This window comes from Streptomyces sp. Y1 (assembly GCF_041053115.1).
Classification (GTDB): domain Bacteria; phylum Actinomycetota; class Actinomycetes; order Streptomycetales; family Streptomycetaceae; genus Kitasatospora; species Kitasatospora rubellomurina.
On record NZ_CP163445.1, the window covers coordinates 3887700 to 3904201 of the forward strand.

Consider the following 16502-nt stretch of genomic DNA (forward strand, 5'->3'; position numbering starts at 1 on the left):
CCGGCCGAGTGCCGGGGCCACCCCCTCGTCGCGTTCGTCGGTGCGGTCGGCCTCAGCTGATCTGCTTGAGGCAGAGCACGTAGTCCAGGGCCGGCCAGTTGGGGTGCTTGCTGGTGTACCAGCTGTCCGCCTTCGACTGCTTCTCGCAGACCTTCTCGTCGGAGGTGGCCGGGTACTTGTAGACCACCTTGTACTGGGCCTTCGGGTCGCTGCAGGGCAGCATCGTGACCTTCGGGTGGGTGTCGGTGGTCTCGCTGGTGCCGTTCTCGTTGCGCAGGCAGTCGCCGACCTTGGCGTCGTCCACGCTGTCCTTGGGCGTCGGGGTCGGGGTCGGGGTGAAGGTCGGCAGCGGCGGCGGGGTGTACGTCCAGGTCGGCGAGGGCAGCGGCTTCGGGGTGAAGGTGAACGGCGTCGTGGTCGGCGTCGTCACCGCGAACGGCGCGGGGTTGTCCTTGCCAGTCGGGCCGAGCGCGCCGGTGGCGGCCAGCACCACTGTGACGACCAGCGAGACCGGCAGGATCAGCATCGCGATGCTCGGCCGGCGGCCGAGCGGCACGCCCGGGTCGAGCTGCGGGCCGTGGGTGCCCGGGGCGGGCGGCGGCAGCTTGTTGATCTTGCTGTTGGAGAACAGGTTCATCAGCAGGGTGATCGGCGCCATGACCACCGACACCGGGCTCCACCAGCCCTGCACCAGGGTGCGGGAGGACATGTCGCGCACCGTCGCCGTTCCGCAGGTGCGGCAGAACGGGCCGGACATCCGCAGCATCCGGTAGGCCAGGATCAGGCCCTGGTGGCCGCGCACGGTGGTCTCCACGGCCGGCATGCCGCCGCAGAAGCGGCAGGCGGGGCCGTCCATCGGCGGGTAGCCGTAACCGTCGCCGCCGTAGCCGCCGGCCCCTCCGTAGCCGCCGCCGTAGTCGTAGCCGCCGGGCGGCTGGGCGCCGTACGGCGGCTGGGGCGGCGGCGGGGCGCTCGGGTAGCCGTACCCGGGCTGGCCCACGGGCGGGGGCGGCGGGGCGCCGTAGGGGTTTCCGGCGGAGTACGGGTTGCCGTCGGGCGGCGGCGGCGCGCCGTACGGCATCTGCGGCGGCGGAACGGACAAGGGGTCCCCCAGGAGAGCGGTGGTGACGAAGGGTTCAGGACGACTGCACCGGCGGTTTGCCGGTGCCGGTGCCGGGTGCGGCGGGAGTCATCGGGCCGAGGCAGAGCACGTACCGCTTCTTGTTCCAGCGGCGGCCGCTCTTGCCGGAGACGGCGAAGCTGGTCTGCGACGTCTGCCGGCAGCGGTTGACGTCGCCGGTGTTCTCGAACTTCGACACTACGCGGTAATTGGCGCTGGAATCAGAGCACTTGACGACTTTCTCGACGCGGCTGCCGCCCACGTGCACGCAGTCGCCGGGTTTGGCGCTGCTGACGCTGGGGCCGGCCACGAAGTAGGCGACGCCGAGCACGGCGCAGCCGCCCAGCGCGCCGAAGAGCCGCAGTTTGGTGCGGCCGCGCTTGGCGGGGGGAGCGGCGGGAGCCGGTGCCGGGTAGCCGGGCGGCGGCTGCTGGCCGTACGGCTGGGCCGGCTGGCCGTAGCCGGGCTGCCCGTGGGCGGGCTGGCCGTACGGCTGGGCGGGTTGCCCGTACCCGGCGGGCGGGCCGTACCCGGCGGGCGGGCCGTAGGCCGGCGGCGGCCCGAAGCCGGGCGGGCCGGGCGGGCCCGGCTGCGGCGGCACGGGCGACGGCGGCGCGTACCCGGGCGGCGGCCCGTACGGGCTGGGCGGTGTGCTCATCAGTTCGTCCCCCGAGACCGAGTGCTGTCGCTCCGACAGGTCTGAGTACCTTAGCGAGTCGGTCCGACGCCATTTGTCCCGAGGTCCCGCCGGTTTTCCGGCCGGTCGGGGCGCGGCGTCACCGCGCCACCGGGTCAGTGGCCGGCCGGGCCCGTTCCGGTCGGCGGGCGTCGGCGGGCGGCGCGCAGGTAGAGGACGGCGGTGAGCGCGTACACCGCGGCGACCCCGACCACCACCGCGACCGAGCGGCCGGACAGCGGCAGCACCAGCGCGGTGACCAGGGCGGCGGCCACGAAGGCCACGTTGAACAGCACGTCGTAGACGGCGAAGACCCGGCCGCGGTACTCGTCCTCGACCGACTCCTGCACCACCGTGTCGGCGCAGATCTTGGTGCCCTGGGTGACCACCCCGAGCAGCAGGGCCGCGATCAGGCAGGGCACCACGGTGAAGCTCAGGCCCAGCGCGGGCACGAAGACCACCGGTGCCACCAGGCAGGCCGTCATCCACCCGGCCAGGCCCAGCCGGCGGGTGCACCAGGGGCTGACCACCGCGGCGGCGAAGAACCCGGCGGCGGACAGGCCGACCGCCTGACCGAGGGTGGCGAGGCCGGCCGCGCTGTCGGTCGGGTCGTTGAAGGTGTACCGGGCGAGCATCACCACGACCACGATCAGCACGCCGTAGCAGAACCGGGCCGCGGTGACGGCGGCCAGCGCGTGCACGGCGGGCCGGCAGTCCCGCACCAGGTGGCGCACGGCGGCGCCGAGTTCGGCGGCGGCCCGTCCCAGCGCCTGGCCGAGCCCCGGGCGGTCGCCGTGCTGCTCGGGGCCGAGCAGGTCGCGGTCCATCCGGCGGGCGGCGAGCGCGGCCGAGAGGTAGAGCAGCGCGGCCACCGTGACCAGCGCGGCGTCCGCGCGCGGCCCGGGGGTCATCACCTGGTGCAGCAGGAAGCCCAGGCCCCCGCCGGAGGCGGCGGCGACGGTCCCCAGGGTGGGGGAGAGCGCGTTGGCGGTGACCAACTGCTCCTGCTCGACCACCCGGGGCAGGGCGGCGGACAGGCCGGCCAGGATGAACCGGTTGAGCGCCGTCACCAGCAGCGCGGAGGCGAAGAACAGCCAGGTCGGCGCCTCGGCCAGGAGCAGCGCGGCGGTGCCCAGGCCCAGCCCGAAGCGGGCCAGGTTGCCGACGTAGAGCACCTGGCGGCGGCGCCAGCGGTCCAGCAGCACCCCGGCGAACGGGCCGATCACCGAGAACGGCAGCAGCATCACGGCCAGCACCGAGGCGATGTCGGCGGGGGAGGACTGCTTCTCCGGGGAGAACACCACGTAGGCGGCGAGTGAGACCTGGAAGACCCCGTCCGAGAGCTGGGAGAGCACCCGGGCGGTCAGCAGCCGCCGGAAGTCGCGTCCCCGGAGCAGGTCGGCGAGCGTGGCGCGGTGCGCGGACTGGTGGGTGCTGCCGTTCTCGGTGATCGCCACCCGCCCAGGGTGCCACGGAACCGGGCGCTGTTTCACGTGAAACATCGGCAGGGAAAAGGTGAAGGGCTCACGATCCGGAGATCGTGAGCCCTTCGGTCACGCTAGAGCCGTCAGCTCAGCGCTCAGCGCTCAGCGCTCAGCGCTCGACCTCGCCGCGGATGAACTTCTCGACGTTCTCCTTGGCCTCGTCGTCGAAGTACTGCACCGGCGGGGACTTCATGAAGTACGAGGACGCCGACAGGATCGGGCCGCCGATGCCGCGGTCCTTGGCGATCTTCGCGGCGCGCACGGCGTCGATGATGACACCGGCCGAGTTCGGGGAGTCCCAGACCTCGAGCTTGTACTCCAGGTTCAGCGGGACGTCGCCGAAGGCCTTGCCCTCCAGGCGGACGTAGGCCCACTTGCGGTCGTCCAGCCAGGCCACGTAGTCCGAGGGGCCGATGTGGACGTTCTTGGCGCCCAGCTCGCGGTCGCGGATCTGCGAGGTGACGGCCTGGGTCTTGGAGATCTTCTTGGACTCCAGGCGCTCGCGCTCGAGCATGTTCTTGAAGTCCATGTTGCCGCCGACGTTCAGCTGCATGGTGCGCTCGAGGATGACACCGCGGTCCTCGAACAGCTTGGCCATCACGCGGTGCGTGATGGTGGCGCCGACCTGGGACTTGATGTCGTCACCGACGATCGGCACGCCGGCCTCGGTGAACTTGTCCGCCCACTCCTTGGTGCCCGCGATGAACACCGGCAGGGCGTTCACGAAGGCGACCTTGGCGTCGATGGCGCACTGGGCGTAGAACTTGGCCGCGGCCTCGGAGCCGACGGGCAGGTAGCAGACCAGGACGTCGACCTGCTGGTCCTTGAGGACCTGGACGACGTCGACCGGGGCCTCGTCGGACTCCTCGATGGTCTCCAGGTAGTACTTGCCCAGGCCGTCGAGGGTGTGGCCGCGCTGGACGGTGACGCCGGTCGGCGGCACGTCGCAGATCTTGATGGTGTTGTTCTCGCTGTTGCCGATGGCGTCGGCCAGGTCGAAGCCGACCTTCTTGGCGTCGACGTCGAAGGCGGCGACGAACTCCACGTCACGGACGTGGTAGTCACCGAACTGGACGTGCATCAGCCCGGGGACCTTGCCGGCCGGGTCGGCGTCCTTGTAGTACTCGACACCCTGCACCAGCGACGCGGCGCAGTTGCCCACGCCCACGATGGCTACGCGAACCGAACCCATTCCGGTTGCTCCCTCTGATCTCATGAGGACCGCCGGATGTGACGGCACTCGTCCTGCTTCTTCGAATGACTGCTTGTACGGGCGCGCGGGGCGCCCTCTCCTGCCGCGCGGCACGGGGCTGGCGCGGCGTCAGCGCTCCTCGGCGGAGCGCCCCGGGCGGTCGTACGGTGACCCGGGCGGGCCCGGGGGCCCGTCCTCCTGGCCACGGCCGTCCGAAGTCTTGGGGGTCCCGCCGTTGGCGGGGCCGGGCCGACCGGTGCGGTTGGCCCGCTCGGTCTCGATCAGCTCGTTGAGCCAGCGGACCTCGCGCTCCACCGATTCCAGTCCGTGCCGCTGCAGCTCGACGGTGTAGTCGTCGAACCGCTCGCGGGCCCGGGCCAGCGAGTTGCGCATCCGCTCCAGGCGCTCCTCCAGCCGGCTGCGGCGGCCCTCCAGGACGCGCATCCGGACGGCCCGGTCGGTCTGGCCGAAGAACGCGAAGTGGACGCCGAAGTGCTCGTCCTCCCAGGCGTCCGGGCCGGAGTCGGCGAGCAGTTCCTCGAAGCGCTGCTTCCCCTCGGCGGAGAGCCGGTAGACGATCTTGGACCGCTTGCCGTTGAGCGCGGTGGCCGGGACGTACTCGACGTCCGGGTTGTCCTCGACCAGGAAGCCCTGGGCGACCAGGCTCTTCAGGCAGGGGTAGAGCGTTCCGTAGGAGAGCGCGCGGAACGTTCCGAGCAGGATGTTGAGCCGCTTGCGCAGTTCGTAGCCGTGCATCGGGGCGTCGTGGAGCAGGCCGAGAACGGCGAATTCCAACACTCCTGAGCGTCTGCCCACTGGTGTCGTCCTCCTCCCTCTCGACCCTGGTCCGGCCGGCCATCGGAAACAGTATGCCGTTTCGATGTATCGGCTCGATATATCGAGAACAGTAAGCCTGGCCCCCGGAACCGGCAAGGGGGGCACGCGTGAATGTGATCACAAGCCGACGCGCGGGTGGGCTTGGCAACGGGCGTGTAATGATCTGACGCCGTTTTGCGGGTATTGGCGGCTGATGCCCGATTAGTTGTATTTCCAGGCTGCGTACGCTGTCGCGTGTGCACGAGGACCACCTCCGGGATCGGGTCGGTTTGCGGGCATTCGGACGTGAACCTGCCTTCAGGCTGGAATCGCCTGGCGAGGAGTGGCTGGAAAGATGAGCGAACGGCGGCGCAGGACGCCCAACCCGGGCGGCGAGGGTCAGCAGCCCCCGGGGAACAGCGGAGGCCGCCGGGGCGGACCGGGCCGCGACGAGCTGCGCTCGGACGGCATCCGCCCGCGCCCGCCGGGGATGCGGGAGACCGCGCAGCAACCCCGGATGACCAGGGCCGAGATGCGCAAGGCCGCGCAGAAGGGCGGCAAGGGCGGCGGCGGCCGTCGCGGCGCCGCCGCGGCCGAGGCAGCCGCCGGTCCGGGCAAGAAGCGCTTCATCGACTACCCGCGGTTCGGCAAGACCGGCGTCCGGCGCTGGCTGCCGTCCTGGAAGCAGTGGCTCAGCGGGTTCGTGCTGGTCTTCGGGTGCTTCGTGGGCCTGGTCTTCTACCTGTACCAGACCACCCAGATCCCCGACATGAACGCGCTGGTCCAGCAGCAGAACACCATCTACTACTGGGCCGACGGCTCCGAGATGACCCGCAAGGGCGAGCAGAACCGGCAGATCGTCGAGCTCAAGGACATCAGCCCCAACCTGCAGAACGCCGTGATCGCCGCGGAGAACCAGAGCTTCAAGACCGACAGCGGCATCGACCCCAAGGGCATGCTCCGCGCCGTCTACAACATGGCGAAGGGCGGCGAGACCCAGGGCGCCTCGACGATCACCCAGCAGTACGTGAAGAACGCCTACCTGAGCCAGGAACAGACCCTGAGCCGCAAGGTGCGGGAGTTCTTCATCACGCTGAAGATCAACCAGAAGCTCGACAAGGACGAGATCCTCAAGGGCTACCTGAACACCAGCTGGTTCGGCCGCGGCGCGAACGGCGCCCAGGCCGCCGCCCAGGCGTACTACGGGATCGACGCCAAGGACGTCAGCGTGTGCCAGAGCGCGATGCTGGCCGGCCTGCTGAAGGGCGCCGGGCTGTTCGACCCGACCAACCCGAACAACAAGCAGCGGGCGACGGAGCGGTGGAGCTGGATCCTCGACCAGATGGTCAAGACCAAGGCCATCACCCCGGAGGAGCGGGCCAAGTGCACCGCCTTCCCGGACCCGATCCCGCCGAAGCCGAGCTCCAAGATGAACGGTGAGATCAGCTACCTGGTCGACACCGCCAACCGGTACGTGATGGCCACCGACAAGTCGATCACCCAGCAGGTGATCGACAAGGGCGGCCTGAAGATCTACACCACCTTCGAGAAGGACAAGGTCGACGAGCTGAAGAAGGCCGTCGACGACGTCAAGGCCGAGAACCTCGACCCGAAGAAGCGCCCCGACAACGACACCTTCGTCCAGTTCGGCTCCGCCAGCATCCGCCCCGGCGACGGCGCGATCGTCGCCATCTACGGCGGCGACGGCGTGGAGAACGGCCACTTCGACAACAACGCCGAGGCCACCGGCGTGCAGGTCGGCTCGACCTTCAAGCCCTTCGTGCTGGCCGCCGCGATGCAGACCGGCGTGCAGACCGCGAAGGACGACAGCGGCAAGCCGAAGCGGATCAACGCCGACAGCCGCTACCTCTCCGACGACATGGCGGTGATCCGCAAGGCGGACGGCTCGCCGGTGATCGGCGACGACGGCAAGCCGTACCGGCAGAAGAACGAGGACACCGGCAAGCGCGGCTACGTCTCGCTGCGGCAGGCCATGCAGTGGTCGTACAACGTGCCCTTCGTCCAGCTCGGGCAGGACGTCGGCGGCCAGAACGTGGCCGACATCGCGGTGCAGATGGGCGTCAAGAAGGAGAGCCTGGCCGACCCGAACACCGCGACCTTCCCGATCGGCACCTCCACCATCAGCCCGATCCGGATGGCCACCGCCTACGGCACCCTCGCGGCCAGCGGCAAGGAGGCCGAGCCCTACTCGGTCACCAAGGTCGAGGTGGACGGCCGGGAGAAGCCGGGCTTCGGCAAGAAGGACACCAAGGTGGCGCTGGAACAGGCCGTCGCCGACAACGTCACCGACGTGCTGGTCAACGTGGCCGCGAAGGGTACCGGTACCAAGACCAACGGGCTGGGCCGCCCGGTGGCCGGCAAGACCGGTACCACCGACAAGAACAAGTCGGCCTGGTGGGTGGGCTACACCCCGCAGCTGGTGACCAGCGTCGCGATGTGGCGCGAGGACCCGAGCAAGCACCAGCGGGAGTCGCTCAACGGCACCGGCGGCAAGGAGTCCATCCACGGTGGTGACATCCCGACCGACGTCTTCACCCGGTACATGAAGGCCGCGCTCGCCAACGAGAAGAAGGTGGACTTCCCGACCCCGACGCCGGTCGGCAGCGAGGTGGACTCCTCGGGCGCGCCGTCCACGGCCACCGCGGCGCCGACCGCGACGGCCACCGACACGCCGTCCGCCCCGGCCCAGCCGCAGCCCAACCAGCCGCAGCAGCCGCAGCCGCCGCAGCCCACCCAGGGCGGGGGCTGCGTCCCCGGCGTGGACTGCCAGGGCCCGCAGCCGAGCAAGACGCACACCGCGAGCCCGCCGCCGACCGGTGGCGGCTGCATCCCGCTGGTCAACTGCCCGCCGGCACCGACCGACACCACCACACCGGGCGGTGGCGGGGGCGGTGGCGGCGGCAAGGGCACCGGCAAGCCGACACCCACCACGACTCCCTAGCGGTTCACCGGAACGTGTGACGGCGGTGGCGGTCCTCCTCGGAGGGCCGCCACCGCCGTTTCGGTACGCCGGCCGGGCCGGTCCGCCGCGATCCGGGCCTCGGACGGTTGCGGGGTCCTCCTCGTCCGCGCGCGGCCGGTGCGGCAGGATGTGCGGCATGACGTCGAGCGATCGTGACGAAACCGCCGGCCCGTACGGGCCCGGCGCCGCCGAAGGGCCCACCCCGGCAGCCGTCGCCACGGCCGCGCCGCCGGTCGAGACCGTGGTCGTCCCCGCCGACGAGGACCCGGTGGCGGCGGCCGGCAGCGAGGTGATCGGCGGCCCGCCCGGACGGCGGGCGCTGCTCGGCGTCTCCTGGTGGATCCCGGCCCGCTTCCTGGCGCTGGTGGTCATCGTGGTCTCGGTGCTCGGCATGGCGCAGAAGCTGCCCTGCTACGAGCAGGCCTGGTTCCAGCCGGGCTCGCCGCAGTACATCCACGCCTGCTACAGCGACGTCCCGCACCTGTTCTCCGGGCGCGGCTTCGCGGCCGGGCTGCACCCGTACGTGGACCGCATCCCGGGCAGCTCGGGGGACCTGCAGTACCTCGAGTACCCGGTGCTGACCGGCCTGTTCATGCAGGTCGCGGCCTGGCTGACGCCCGGCGGCGGGGACCAGCAGAGCCAGGAGCAGTGGTTCTGGGCGATCAACGCCGGAATGCTGATGGCCTGCGCGGTGATCGCCGTGGTCGCGCTCTCCCGCACCCACCGCCGCCGGCCGTGGGACGCCCTGATGTTCGCCATGGCGCCCGTCCTGCTGCTCAACGGCACCGTCAACTGGGACCTGCTCGCCGTCGCGCTGGCCGCCGTGGGGATGGCCTGGTGGTCCGGCTCCCGGCCGGGCTGGGCCGGCGTCTTCATCGGCCTGGCCACCGCGGCCAAGCTCTACCCGCTGCTGCTGATCGGCCCGCTGCTGGTGCTCTGCTGGCGGGCCGGGAAGTGGCGTGAGTTCGGCACGATGCTGGGCGGCGCGGTGGGCGCCTGGCTGGTGGTCAACCTGCCGATCATGCTGGTCAACTGGCAGGGCTGGTCGACCTTCTACGTGTTCAGCAAGCACCGCGGCGAGGACTACGGCTCGATCTGGCTGCTGCTGATGCGCTGGCGCGGCGCCGCGCTGGACGGCCTCGACCTGTACATCGCGGTGCTGATGGTGCTGGGCTGCCTGGCCATAGCGTGGCTCGGCCTCGCGGCGCCCCGCCGGCCGCGCTTCGCGCAGCTGGCCTTCCTGGTGGTCGCGCTGTTCATCCTGACCAACAAGGTGTACTCGCCGCAGTACTCGCTCTGGCTGCTGCCGCTCGCGGTGCTGGCCCGGCCGCGCTGGCGGGACTTCCTGATCTGGCAGGCCTGCGAGGTGCTGTACACCCTGGGCATCTGGTCCCACCTGGGCTTCGTGACCGGGCCCAAGCAGCATGGGATCGGCGAGCCCTGGTACAACTTCGCGCTCGTGCTGCACGTGCTGGGCACGCTCTACCTGGTCGCCCTGGTGGTGCGCGACGCCCTGCGGCCGGAGCGCGACCCGGTCCGCTGGGACGGCAGCGACGACCCCTCCGGCGGGGTGCTCGACCACGCCCCGGACGTGTCCGTCCTCGGCACCGCCCGGTACCTGCGCGAGCAGCAGGACTACGTCGGCGCCGGATACGCGCCGGCCGGCCCCGAGCAGTGGCTGAACGAGCCCGAACTGCCGGAGCCGGCCGAGAAGCCGTAGCCGGTCGAGACCTAGCGGTCCACCACGCGGTCGAAGTGCGTGGTGGTGTGCCGGACCTGGAGGCCGAGCTCCTCGCCGATCGCGGGGGGCGCGGTCTCCCCGTCCAGGAACAGCAGCGAGACCTGCATGTGCGGCGGCTCGGCGAACCACAGCTGCTTGCCGGCCCAGTGGAACGGCGACTTGGTCTTGTTGACCGTCGCCAGGCCGGCCCGGGCGATGCCCTTGGCGCGCGAGGCCATGCTCTGCACGTACTTGGGCGCCTCCAGGCCGATGCCGTGCGCGGTGCCGCCGGCGACCACCAGGATGTGGCCGTCGGACGGCGCCGGGTGCTGGCGGTAGCCGTAGCGGTCGCCCTTCTTCACCGGGGTGACGTCCAGGACGGTGGCCCGGACCTCCAGCGCCGCGTGGTCGCCCAGCCAGAGCCGGGTGCCGATCCGGGCCCGGAAGACGGTGTCCGGGTAGCGCTGGGCCAGCTGCTCCATGCCGGCCGCGCCGAGGTGGCTGACGAACACGGTGTGCACCGGCACGCCGGCCGCCCGGGCGGTGTCCACCCAGTGGGCGACCTCCTCGACCGGGCTGGAGCCGTCCGGCCGGTCCATCGGCAGGTGCAGCGCCAGGCCCTCGAAGGAGACGCCGTCCAGCTCGGCGGCGACGGACTTCAGGTCGGCCGCGCTCACGCCGTGCCGGCGCATGGTGGTCATGCACTCCACCACCACCCGGGCGCCGTGCAGCGCCCGCAGCGCGTCCAGGCTCGCCACCGTCCGGATCACCCGGGCGTGCGGCAGCGGCAGCACCTCCTCGCCGACCCGGTACGGGGTGAGCACGAGCAGCTCGCCGCCGTAGTACTCGGCGGCGTCGGCCGCCTCGTAGGCGGTGCCGACGGCCAGCACACCGGTGCCGAGCAGCGTCGCCTCCTCGGCCAGCCGGTGGTTGCCCAGGCCGTAGCCGTTCCCCTTGGCGACCGGCACCAGGCCGGGGAACTCGGCGAGGACGGAGCGCTGGTGGGCGCGCCAGCGGTCGGTTTCGAGGTAGAGCGACAGCGTCATCGGGTCAGCCTCCTGAGCGGCGGACGGGCAGCGCGGACCGGGGTCAGCGGCGGGACATGTAGAGGTCGAGGGCCTTGTGCAGCAGCTTGTTGAGCGGGAAGTCCCACTCGCCGAGGTACTCGGCCGCCTGGCCGCCGGTGCCGACCTTGAACTGGATCAGGCCGAACAGGTGGTCGTTCTCGTCCAGGGTGTCGCTGATGCCGCGCAGGTCGTACACGCCGCCGCCGAGGGCGTAGGCGTCGCGCATCATCCGCCACTGGATCGCGTTGGAGGGCTTGACCTCGCGCTTGTGGTTGGCCGAGGCGCCGTAGGAGTACCAGACGTGCTCGCCGACCACCAGCATCGTGGTCGAGGCCAGCGGCTCGCCCTCGTGGTAGGCGATGTACAGGCGCATCCGGTTCGGGTCCTCGGAGTTGAGGGCCTTCCACATCCGCTGGAAGTAGGCCAGCGGGCGCGGGGTGAACTTGTCGCGCTCGGCGGTGACCAGGTAGAGCTGGTGGAAGATCGGCAGCTCGTCGTAGCCGCCCTGGACGACCTCGACGCCGCTCTTCTCGGCCTTCTTGATGTTGCGGCGCCAGAGCTGGTTGAAGCCCTTCTGGATGTCGTCCAGCGAGCGGTTGGCCAGCGGCACCTGGTACACGTAGCGCGGCTGGACGTCGCCGAAGCCGGCGCCGCCGTCCTCGCCCTGCAGCCAGCCGCCCTTGCGCAGCCGGTCGGCCACCTCGAAGGCGCGCGCCTCGTACCAGTCGGCCTCGACGTCGCGCAGGCGCTTGGCCTGCTTGGCGGCGATGGCCTCCTTGATGGTCGGCGCGTTCCAGCGGCGGATCACCACCGGCGGGCCCATCTTGACCGAGAACGCGCCCTGCGACTTGAGGTGCGCCAGCATCGGGGAGAGCCAGCGGTCGAGGTCGCGGTCGAACCAGTCGATGACCGGGCCCTCGGGCAGGTAGGCGAGGTAGCGCTTGAGCTTGGGCAGCTGGCGGTAGAGCACCAGGCCGGCGCCGACGAGCTGGTTCTGGTCGTCGAACCAGCCGATCGACTCCGAACGCCACTCGGCCTTCACGTCACCCCAGGCCGGCACCTGCATGTGGCTGGCCGAGGCGCGGCTCCTGATGAAGGCGAGGTGCTCCTCGCGGGTGATCGTCCTCAGGCGCAGGCTCATTGCTCGGTGCTCCTCGTCGGTCGGGCTGCGGTGGGCCCCGTGTTTCTCGGGCTGACCCTATCGTCCGGGGCCCGGACGCCCGCCGCTGCGGGCGCGACGGCGCCCCCGTCGCGTACCTGTCTGCTTGCAGATACGCCACGGGGGCGCCGAGGGTTCCTGGACGGGCGGGGCGGGGGCTCCCCAGCCGGATGCCGCAGCCGGGCTCCGCAGCCCGGCTCAGCCGATCAGACCGCCGCGGGCGATGCCGAGGTAGAAGCCGACCGCGGAGGCGCCGAGCGTGATCATCAGGACGAACCGCTCGGCCGTGGTGACCGAGACGAACATCCCCCAGAACCCCGTGATGATCCCGGCCAGGCCGGTCCACGAGGTGAGCACGTGCAGGTTGTAGAAGAACGAGGTGGTGAAGGCGATCACGCCCATGACGGCGGTGAGCGCCACCAGGGTGTTCTCTCGGGGGTGCGGGTGGCCGTCGGTGTTCAGCGTGAGCGCGGGCATGCGGTGGACGGACTGGGCCATGAGTCCCACCTCCTGGCGTGGAGACGAACGGGCAGGAATCCCGTTCCGTCCAGATTGCGGCGGTTGCGCCGCTCTCACAACCCCTATGCGTTTTGTTCGGCCGTCCGGGTGCAGGTAGGCTGTGCCGTCTGCACTGGTGTAGTTGTGCCCCCCTTGTGCCCTTCCGGGGGCCGGTCCCCTCCGGGGGAGCGGGGCCCGACTGTCCGACCCGGCCGCTACCGTGGGCCGGTGTCGTCACCGCACCGGTGCCGACGCTACGCACAACCCTCCTGCCACGGAGAGACCGTGGCCGCTGAGTCCAAAGGAGGTGGGTTACTCATGCGTCACTACGAGCTGATGGTCATCCTCGACCCCTCGGTCGAGGAGCGCGCTGTCTCCCCCCTGATCGAGTCCTTCCTCGCCGTCGTCCGCAACGGCGGTGGCAAGGTCGAGAAGGTCGACACCTGGGGTCGCCGCCGTCTGGCCTACGAGATCAACAAGCAGTCCGAGGGCATCTACTCGGTCATCGACCTGAAGGCCACGCCTGAGGTCGTCAAGGAGCTCGACCGCCAGCTGGGCCTGAGCGAGTCGGTTCTGCGGACCAAGGTCCTGCGCCCGGACACCCACTGAGCAACCTCTGAGGCCTTCGGGTCTCGGGTAGCTCGCGTCCGCTGTTCCACGTGGAACATGCGGTGAACGGACATCTTCCCGAGAGGTCATCACCACCATGGCAGGCGAGACCGTCATCACCCTCGTCGGCAATCTCGTCGACGACCCGGAGCTGCGCTTCACCCCGTCGGGTGCGGCGGTCGCGAAGTTCCGCATCGCGTCCACCCCCCGCACCTTCGACCGTCAGACGAACGAGTGGAAGGACGGCGAGAGCCTCTTCCTCACGTGCAACGTCTGGCGGCAGCCGGCGGAGAACGTGGCCGAGTCGCTGCAGCGCGGCATGCGCGTCATCGTGCAGGGCCGACTGCGCCAGCGGTCTTACGAGACCAAGGAAGGCGAGAAGCGGACGGTCTTCGAGGTCGAGGTCGACGAGGTGGGCCCGAGCCTGCGCTCGGCGACCGCCAAGGTCACCCGGGCCAACCGGTCCGGCGGCCCCGGCGGCGGCTTCGGCGGCCAGCAGGGTGGTGGCCAGGGCAACTGGGGCGGCGGTGGCGGCCAGCAGGGTGGCGGCAACTGGGGTGGAAACTCCGGTGGCGGCCAGTCCGGCCCCTCCGACGACCCGTGGGCGTCCAGCGCCCCGTCCGGTGGAAACCAGGGCGGCGGCTGGGGTGCCCCGTCCGGTGGCGGCTTCTCGGAAGAGCCCCCGTTCTAGAGCTGACAGATTTCGTGCGGCCCGGCCGCCGGCGCCCCCGGGCGCCCGCCGGGCCGTGAAACCAAATGGAGCACACCATGGCGAAGCCGCCTGCTCGCAAGCCGAAGAAGAAGGTTTGCGTCTTCTGCAAGGACAAGGTCAACTACGTTGACTACAAGGACACGAACCTGCTGCGGAAGTACATCTCCGACCGCGGCAAGATCCGTGCCCGCCGGGTCACCGGCAACTGCACCCAGCACCAGCGTGACGTCGCCACGGCCGTGAAGAACAGCCGTGAGATGGCGCTGCTGCCCTACACCAGCACCGCGCGCTAAGAGAGGGTGACCGAGTAATGAAGATCATCCTCACTCACGAGGTGCCGGGTCTCGGCTCCGCCGGCGAGGTCGTCGAGGTCAAGGACGGCTACGCCCGCAACTACCTGGTCCCGCGTGGCTACGCCATCCGCTGGACCAAGGGTGGCCAGAAGGACGTCGACGCGATCCGTCGCGCCCGCAAGATCCACGCCATCCAGACGCTCGAGGCCGCCACCGAGGTCAAGGGCAAGCTCGAGGGCGTCCAGGTCAAGCTGGCCGTCCGCTCGGGCGACGCCGGTCGTCTGTTCGGCTCGGTGACCCAGGCCGACGTCGTCGAGGCCATCAAGGCCGCCGGCGGCCCGGCCGTGGACAAGCGCGCCGTCGCGATCGCCTCGCCGATCAAGACCGTGGGCACCCACAAGGTCTCGGTCAAGCTGCACTCGGACGTCGTGGCCAACCTCGACGTCGCCGTCGTGGCTGCCTGAGTTCCCTAGCAGTGGCCTGAGGGCCGGGCTCCTCCGGGAGTCCGGCCCTCGGTCGTTCCCGCCGCGCCTCAGGTGCGCACCGGTACCGCCGCGCACCTCAGGTGCGCACCGCTCCGGTGACCAGCCAGCTGCCGCCGCGGGCCCGCCGGACCAGGAACGCGGCGCGCACCAGCATGAACAGGTTCATCGCCCACCAGAGCCCGGCCAGCCCGGTGCCGGACGGCGGCACCGCGAGGGCCGCCGGGACGAACACCGCCAGGGTCGCGAGCGCCGCCCGGGCCAGGTACGGGCCGTCCCCGGCGCCCATCAGCACGCCGTCCAGCACGAAGACCAGACCGGCCACCGGCTGGGTCAGCGCGAGCAGCAGCAGAGCGGTGCTCAGCTGCCCCTGCACCGCCGGATCGGGCGTGAACAGCGGCACGTACAGCGGGCGGGCGAGCACCACCAGCAGGCCGAGCACCACCCCGGAGCCGACGCCCCACTCGACCATCCGGCGGGCGGCGGCCCTGGCACCCGGGACGTCCGAGGCGCCCAGGTAGCGGCCGATGATGGCCTGCCCGGCGATCGCGATGGCGTCCAGCGCGAAGGCCAGGAAGCTGAACAGCGTCATGGTGACCTGGTGCGCGGCGATCTGGTCGTCGCCGAGCCGGGCGGCCACCGCGGTGGCGATCATCAGCACCGCGCGCAGGCTGACCGTCCGCACCAGCAGCGGGCCGCCGGCCCTGGCGCCGGCCCGGATGCCCGTGGCGTCGGGCCGCAGCGTCGCCCCCTCGCGGCGGGCGCCGCGGACCACCACGACCAGGTAGACGGCGGCCATCCCGGTCTGCGCCAGCACCGTCCCCCAGGCCGAGCCGGCCACCCCGAGCCCGGCGCCGTACACCAGGCCGGCGTTCAGCCCGATGTTGGCGGTGAAGCCCGCGACGGCCACCAGCAGCGGAGTGCGGGTGTCCTGGAGGCCGCGCAGCACGCCGGTGGCGGCGAGCAGCAGCAGCATCGCCGGTATGCCCAGGGCGCTGATCCGCAGGTACGTTTCGGCGTACGGCGCGGCGGTCGGCGAGGCGCCCAGTGCCTCGGCCACCCGGGGGGCGAGCAGCGCGGTGAGCAGCGCCACCGGGACGGACAGGCCGAGCGCGAGCCAGAGGCCGTCGACGCCCTGCTGGACGGCGCCCCGGCGGTCCCCGGCGCCGATCCGGCGGGCCACCGCGGCGGTGGTGGCGTAGGCGAGGAAGACGAACATCCCGGCCGCGGTGGTGAGCGCGGCGGAGGCGACGCCGACCCCGGCGAGTTGGCGGGTGCCGAGGTGGCCGACGATCGCCGAGTCGGCCATCAGGAACAGCGGCTCGGCGACGAGGGCGCCGAAGGCGGGCACGGCGAGGGCGAGGATCTCCCGGTCGTGCCGGCGGCGGGAGGGCCCGGCGGGCGGTCCGGCGGTCGGTTCGGTGGGGACGGCGGTCATGGGCACCAGGGTACTCATCCACAGGTAATGACTGCTAGCCAGTTTCAGGCCTTACTCGAACTCCCGAGTGACGCAGCCGACGTGCTCGGTGCCCACAGCCGTCCGGGTGTGTGTGAAGAATTTCTCATGCACAGGCCCGGGAAGAAGGAATCCCAGGTCAGCCGGTTGACGGTGGATCGATGGTCGGTTTATCCACAGGGGCGTCCACAGGGGTGTCCACAGCTTTGCGGCACTTCTCCACAGCCCTGGGCCG

The 16502-nt window shown here is 71.2% G+C and carries 15 protein-coding genes; 6 read left to right on the forward strand and 9 right to left on the reverse strand.

Features of this window, described 5'->3' with window-relative positions; genetic code table 11:
* Nucleotides 1-52 precede the first annotated feature (52 nt).
* The 5 genes from AB2U05_RS16450 to AB2U05_RS16470 all read right to left on the reverse strand — a co-directional run bounded on the left by AB2U05_RS16450 (nt 53) and on the right by AB2U05_RS16470 (nt 5288).
* Complete coding sequence (locus AB2U05_RS16450; RefSeq protein ID WP_157882282.1) at nt 53-1102, reverse strand: hypothetical protein; 1050 nt, start codon at nt 1100-1102, stop codon at nt 53-55.
* 34 nt (nt 1103-1136) lie between these two features.
* The gene (locus AB2U05_RS16455) at nt 1137-1778 is read right to left on the reverse strand and encodes a hypothetical protein (RefSeq protein ID WP_369183580.1); all 642 of its coding nucleotides are present in this window, start codon (nt 1776-1778) and stop codon (nt 1137-1139) included.
* Nucleotides 1779-1912: 134 nt separating this feature from the next.
* The gene (locus tag AB2U05_RS16460) at nt 1913-3253 is read right to left on the reverse strand and encodes an MFS transporter (protein WP_244179082.1); all 1341 of its coding nucleotides are present in this window, start codon (nt 3251-3253) and stop codon (nt 1913-1915) included.
* 136 nt (nt 3254-3389) lie between these two features.
* Nucleotides 3390-4472, reverse strand: coding sequence for an inositol-3-phosphate synthase (locus tag AB2U05_RS16465; RefSeq protein ID WP_045692711.1), 1083 nt, complete (start codon nt 4470-4472; stop codon nt 3390-3392).
* A gap of 129 nt (nt 4473-4601) precedes the next feature.
* Complete coding sequence (locus tag AB2U05_RS16470) at nt 4602-5288, reverse strand: PadR family transcriptional regulator (RefSeq protein ID WP_045692710.1); 687 nt, start codon at nt 5286-5288, stop codon at nt 4602-4604.
* A 355-nt stretch (nt 5289-5643) separates the two neighbouring features.
* On the opposite strand from AB2U05_RS16470, the gene AB2U05_RS16475 reads away from it, so the two are divergent.
* Nucleotides 5644-8250 carry a transglycosylase domain-containing protein gene (locus AB2U05_RS16475; RefSeq protein WP_045692709.1) on the forward strand — a complete coding sequence of 869 codons (2607 nt, stop codon included), beginning with the start codon at nt 5644-5646 and terminating at the stop codon, nt 8248-8250.
* 157 nt (nt 8251-8407) lie between these two features.
* Nucleotides 8408-9991 carry a glycosyltransferase family 87 protein gene (locus AB2U05_RS16480; protein ID WP_045709337.1) on the forward strand — a complete coding sequence of 528 codons (1584 nt, stop codon included), beginning with the start codon at nt 8408-8410 and terminating at the stop codon, nt 9989-9991.
* Between the two features lie 11 nt (nt 9992-10002).
* On the opposite strand, the gene AB2U05_RS16485 is transcribed toward AB2U05_RS16480, so the two are convergent.
* The 3 genes from AB2U05_RS16485 to AB2U05_RS16495 all read right to left on the reverse strand — a co-directional run bounded on the left by AB2U05_RS16485 (nt 10003) and on the right by AB2U05_RS16495 (nt 12715).
* Nucleotides 10003-11037 (reverse strand): alanine racemase, encoded by a 1035-nt coding sequence (locus tag AB2U05_RS16485; RefSeq protein ID WP_369183581.1) that lies wholly within the window; start codon nt 11035-11037, stop codon nt 10003-10005.
* Between the two features lie 43 nt (nt 11038-11080).
* Complete coding sequence (locus AB2U05_RS16490; RefSeq protein ID WP_045692706.1) at nt 11081-12199, reverse strand: peptidoglycan bridge formation glycyltransferase FemA/FemB family protein; 1119 nt, start codon at nt 12197-12199, stop codon at nt 11081-11083.
* A gap of 216 nt (nt 12200-12415) precedes the next feature.
* A complete protein-coding gene (locus tag AB2U05_RS16495) occupies nt 12416-12715 on the reverse strand; it encodes a membrane protein (protein WP_045692705.1) in 300 nt (99 codons plus the stop codon).
* A 318-nt stretch (nt 12716-13033) separates the two neighbouring features.
* Here AB2U05_RS16495 and rpsF point away from each other — a divergent pair, with 318 nt between their 5' ends.
* From rpsF to rplI, 4 genes are all read left to right on the forward strand, one after another.
* On the forward strand, nt 13034-13324 hold the full coding sequence (rpsF, locus tag AB2U05_RS16500; RefSeq protein WP_030278276.1) for a 30S ribosomal protein S6: 291 nt from the start codon (nt 13034-13036) through the stop codon (nt 13322-13324).
* A gap of 97 nt (nt 13325-13421) precedes the next feature.
* The gene (locus tag AB2U05_RS16505) at nt 13422-14015 is read left to right on the forward strand and encodes a single-stranded DNA-binding protein (protein WP_045692704.1); all 594 of its coding nucleotides are present in this window, start codon (nt 13422-13424) and stop codon (nt 14013-14015) included.
* A 77-nt stretch (nt 14016-14092) separates the two neighbouring features.
* Entirely contained in the window at nt 14093-14329 is a 237-nt protein-coding gene (gene rpsR / locus AB2U05_RS16510; protein ID WP_030059640.1) for a 30S ribosomal protein S18, read from the forward strand.
* 17 nt (nt 14330-14346) lie between these two features.
* Nucleotides 14347-14793, forward strand: a complete 447-nt coding sequence (gene rplI, locus AB2U05_RS16515) for a 50S ribosomal protein L9 (protein WP_045692703.1) — start codon at nt 14347-14349, stop codon at nt 14791-14793.
* A gap of 97 nt (nt 14794-14890) precedes the next feature.
* On the opposite strand, the gene AB2U05_RS16520 is transcribed toward rplI, so the two are convergent.
* Nucleotides 14891-16249: an MATE family efflux transporter gene (locus tag AB2U05_RS16520; RefSeq protein WP_369183582.1), complete on the reverse strand. Its 1359-nt coding sequence runs from the start codon at nt 16247-16249 to the stop codon at nt 14891-14893.
* Nucleotides 16250-16502 lie beyond the last annotated feature (253 nt).

Coding starts and splice junctions, on each gene's coding strand:
- AB2U05_RS16490 (WP_045692706.1), bottom strand. CDS start 12,199: ATGAGCCTGCGCCTGAGGACGATCACCCGCGAGGAGCACCTCGCCTTC.
- AB2U05_RS16495 (WP_045692705.1), bottom strand. CDS start 12,715: ATGGCCCAGTCCGTCCACCGCATGCCCGCGCTCACGCTGAACACCGAC.
- AB2U05_RS16485 (WP_369183581.1), bottom strand. CDS start 11,037: ATGACGCTGTCGCTCTACCTCGAAACCGACCGCTGGCGCGCCCACCAG.
- AB2U05_RS16480 (WP_045709337.1), top strand. CDS start 8,408: ATGACGTCGAGCGATCGTGACGAAACCGCCGGCCCGTACGGGCCCGGC.
- AB2U05_RS16455 (WP_369183580.1), bottom strand. CDS start 1,778: ATGAGCACACCGCCCAGCCCGTACGGGCCGCCGCCCGGGTACGCGCCG.
- rpsF (WP_030278276.1), top strand. CDS start 13,034: ATGCGTCACTACGAGCTGATGGTCATCCTCGACCCCTCGGTCGAGGAG.
- rplI (WP_045692703.1), top strand. CDS start 14,347: ATGAAGATCATCCTCACTCACGAGGTGCCGGGTCTCGGCTCCGCCGGC.
- AB2U05_RS16505 (WP_045692704.1), top strand. CDS start 13,422: ATGGCAGGCGAGACCGTCATCACCCTCGTCGGCAATCTCGTCGACGAC.
- AB2U05_RS16465 (WP_045692711.1), bottom strand. CDS start 4,472: ATGGGTTCGGTTCGCGTAGCCATCGTGGGCGTGGGCAACTGCGCCGCG.
- AB2U05_RS16475 (WP_045692709.1), top strand. CDS start 5,644: ATGAGCGAACGGCGGCGCAGGACGCCCAACCCGGGCGGCGAGGGTCAG.
- AB2U05_RS16520 (WP_369183582.1), bottom strand. CDS start 16,249: ATGACCGCCGTCCCCACCGAACCGACCGCCGGACCGCCCGCCGGGCCC.
- rpsR (WP_030059640.1), top strand. CDS start 14,093: ATGGCGAAGCCGCCTGCTCGCAAGCCGAAGAAGAAGGTTTGCGTCTTC.